This is a genomic window from Williamwhitmania sp. (assembly GCA_035529935.1).
Classification (GTDB): domain Bacteria; phylum Bacteroidota; class Bacteroidia; order Bacteroidales; family Williamwhitmaniaceae; genus Williamwhitmania.
This window is the reverse complement of the sequence record DATKVT010000015.1, coordinates 1-2,323: the sequence shown is the minus strand read 5'-3', so window position 1 is coordinate 2,323 and position 2,323 is coordinate 1. Positions and strand designations below refer to the sequence as shown.

Below are 2,323 nucleotides of genomic sequence, written 5' to 3'. Positions count from 1 at the left end.
TAATAAATTTAGCAGGATTTCCAGCCCACACTTCTCCGGAAGGCACATCTTTTGTCACTACACTACCAGCCCCTATTATTGCTCCTGCCCCTATTTTGACTCCTGCCATAATAGTTGAATTTGCACCAATAATAGCATTTGGCTCAACAATAACACCTTCTCTATATTTCCCCCCGGTTTGTGGGTATATGTCATTACAAAGGTAACATGCGGGCCTATCCAACAATTCTTCATAATAATAGTAAACTCAGGTATAAAACACCCACTATGGATATTTACATTTTTACCAATATCAGTATCATGCGCAATTTCAGTATATGAACCTATGCGGACATTTTTAGCAATATGATTATTTTCACGTATAAGTACAAAATGCCCTATTATTACAGAACAATCTATAACGTTATCGGGATATACTATTGACGTTTTTTTATTATTGTATTCTTTCATAACCTACCATTGGAGCCTATTCGGGCTCAATTTAACGTTGTCTGTATTTGTTGAGTTTTGCATAGTATTTAGTCCTTTCGTTCTTTGAAATAAATGGGTGAGGCGAAACCTATAAAGGAACTTAGGTGGAGGTTTTTACGAGCCTGTTGTTACTGCGTATAACAGTAGCTAATGGAACCAATTGGAGAATTTGAAGCGGCTACAACCGCAATTCTAATTCAAGGTAACGGTGGTGGCGCAAGCCCCCGCCTATTTACCTCACCCAATTATGTCAAAGAACAGTTTTAATCAATTGGAACTAATTTCATTATTCATAACCAAATTCTTCAGCTAACTTAATAGTGCTTTCCTGTAATTTAAAATTAAATGATTCTGGTATTTTCCTTGGTTCCTTGAAACTGGCTTCTTTTATTTCTTTGTATCCTGCAAATTCAATAACCGGTTTTAAATGGTTTGCTGTTTTACACATGTCCTCATATTTAACTATGTGTACTTTGTCGGGGAGAATCTTCTTTAATCGAAGTAGGTTAGTATACGACCGTCTCCATTGCTTCTCATATTCATTTAAATTGAGTTTCCAGCGCCGGTGGATTGAATAGAGGGTGTTTAGTGGATGGCGGATTAGGCCGACTATTTGGTGATTTATTTTAGGAAGCATTCCAATAGCATCTAATATCAAGCTAATATTAACCCAATTAGCCAAATAGTGTGGTGATTTTTCAAGAAAAACAGGAGAATATCGCTCGCAAAGATCACCCCACGCTTCTGATAATCCAATCCCAGACTTATGGTATAACCCCAAAACATTGTTTTGTCTTAAAAAATATAATAACTGGTTTGATGAATTACATTTTGAAATAGGAACCTCGCTTCCAACCAGCCCCTTCTGGTGCAACTCCAACACGCTTGCAGCCTTTGTCCAGAACAGCGTCTCCCTCTCATTGTGCCTGGTGTGTTTAACAGCATGGATATCCTCATACCTTAACAAATATTTCATCAAGGCTGAAGACCCACTACTCTTTTCAGAGAGGATGATTATGCAACGGTTATTTTCCAAGTTTACTTTCCTTCTTCAAATAAACCTTTGTTCCCGTTTCAGCACTTTCATAAATTGCATTAATCAGCTTTAACGACTTCAACCCTTCTTCGCCATCAACTACTGTTCCTTTGCCAGATTTTATATTCTGCACCACATTTTCATAAAATCTTGCATGTCCGAATCCATACACGTCTTTTGGGTTTTCGGAGTGTTCCATGACATCAACGTCCATTTTATGAGCCTTTTTAAACTTCCATGTCTCCATTTTATTAACAGCTATTCCACCGATAACCACAGTTCCATTTTCTCCCAAGACACTTAAACTTCCTTCAAGGTTTTCTGGTTGTGTTGCATTTGTTGCTTCGATTACCCCAACAGCTCCACTCTCAAACCCAAGTATGGCCACCATAGTATCGTCTACTTCGATATCAAGTGAAAGGGTGGCCTTATGAGCTTGAACCCATTTGACGTCTCCCATCATCCATTGAAGCAGGTCTACATGGTGAGAGGCCTGGCTTGCCGCTACTCCTCCATCCATCTTCCACGTTCCTCTCCAATCATCCATGTCAAAATAGTTCTGGTCCCGGTGCCATCTCAGGCGTATTGTACCAAGGAATAACTTGCCGAATCTACCCAATTCAAGGGCTTCACGAAGTTTTAACACCGGGAGGTTGTATCGGTTTTGTTTTACTACGAATAGTTTGGCGCCAAACTCTTCACAGACACCATTCATTTTTTCAGCATCTTCAACGGTTAAAGCCATTGGTTTTTCACAAATAATAGCCGAAGCACAGGACTCTTCTACCGCTCGAATAACATTTTTGGCATGATTAC

Annotated in this window: 3 protein-coding genes; all 3 read right to left on the bottom strand. The window is 39.2% G+C overall.

What is annotated here, in order from left to right; genetic code table 11:
• Positions 1 to 90: 90 nt before the first annotated feature.
• Positions 91 to 450 carry a hypothetical protein gene (locus VMW01_00860; protein HUW04786.1) on the bottom strand — a complete coding sequence of 120 codons (360 nt, stop codon included), beginning with the start codon at positions 448 to 450 and terminating at the stop codon, positions 91 to 93.
• A gap of 307 nt (positions 451 to 757) precedes the next feature.
• Positions 758 to 1,507, bottom strand: coding sequence for a sulfotransferase (locus VMW01_00855; GenBank protein ID HUW04785.1), 750 nt, complete (start codon positions 1,505 to 1,507; stop codon positions 758 to 760).
• On the bottom strand, positions 1,497 to 2,323 hold an 827-nt coding region (locus VMW01_00850; protein HUW04784.1), incomplete at its 5' end, for a Gfo/Idh/MocA family oxidoreductase. The genes VMW01_00855 and VMW01_00850, both read right to left, overlap by 11 nt.

Excerpts from the sequence above, each read along its gene's own strand:
- VMW01_00860 (HUW04786.1), bottom strand. The coding sequence starts at position 450 with ATGAAAGAATACAATAATAAAAAAACGTCAATAGTATATCCCGATAAC.